The 772-nt window shown below is 36.5% G+C and carries 2 protein-coding genes; one reads left to right on the top strand and one right to left on the bottom strand.

The window, feature by feature from the left end; genetic code table 11:
• A partial coding sequence (locus IDG60_RS17730; protein ID WP_481906106.1) for a VOC family protein occupies nucleotides 1-220 on the top strand: 220 nt, incomplete at its 5' end.
• Between the two features lie 301 nt (nucleotides 221-521).
• Here the strand turns inward: IDG60_RS17730 and IDG60_RS17725 are convergent.
• Entirely contained in the window at nucleotides 522-752 is a 231-nt protein-coding gene (locus IDG60_RS17725; protein WP_000697134.1) for a DUF896 domain-containing protein, read from the bottom strand.
• Nucleotides 753-772: the final 20 nt, after the last annotated feature.

The following is a 772-nucleotide window of genomic DNA, read 5'->3' as shown; positions in this document are numbered from 1 at the left end:
CAAGCATTTTCAAAATGTAAGTCAGCAAAGCCTTAATACTGAACCAAATGAAGTGATGATTTCTCTAGGTGTGAACACAAATGAAGAAGTTGACCAGTTGGTGAATAAAGTGAAAGAAGCGGGTGGCGCAGTCGTTCAAGAACCAACAGTAAGCCAAGGGTTTTATGGTGCAATGTTCAAAGATCTTGATGGACACCATTTTAATTTTTTAGTCTGCTAAAATGAAATTCTCAAAAGAATAAATAAAAAGCCCATACAGAGATGAAGTTTAATGTGGGAGTGGGACAGAAATGATATTTTCGCAAAATTTATTTCGTCGTCCCACCCCGGCAAGGTTGACTAGAATTGAAAAAAGCTTGTTACAAGCGCATTTTCATTCAGTCAACTACTGCCAATATAACTTCGTAGAGCATAGAACATTGATTTATGTCCCAGCCTGGACACATTAGTGTCTTCAATCAGTATGGGCTTTGTTTATGAGGTCAGTTGGCACCTTAAGTGCAATACCTCGTGAGCAAATATTAATTTTGAATATAACCGTATTGTTGGCGAAGATCATAAACTTTATCTGGTGTGACATCCTGACCGATTGGATCAACCACTTTTATTGTGGAAAATGTTGTTAATACTTGTCCTCGGATCATACTTAAGTAGTCTTGACGCAATGCATGTTGTTCTTGTTTTTCAGCTACAGTAAGTGGTTGGACTTTTTCTTTATTTGCAAGTTCATTAATTCTATCTAAAATTTTCATATTGTCATATCCTCCTTAGA

The sequence above is a fragment of the Staphylococcus sp. EG-SA-2 genome, from assembly GCF_017152085.1.
The sequence above is the reverse complement of the archived record's forward strand: the minus strand, read 5'-3'. Positions and strand labels throughout refer to the sequence as shown.

What these genes read in the sequence shown, in the direction of transcription:
- IDG60_RS17725 (WP_000697134.1), bottom strand. Translation starts at nt 752, where the DNA reads ATGAAAATTTTAGATAGAATTAATGAACTTGCAAATAAAGAAAAAGTC.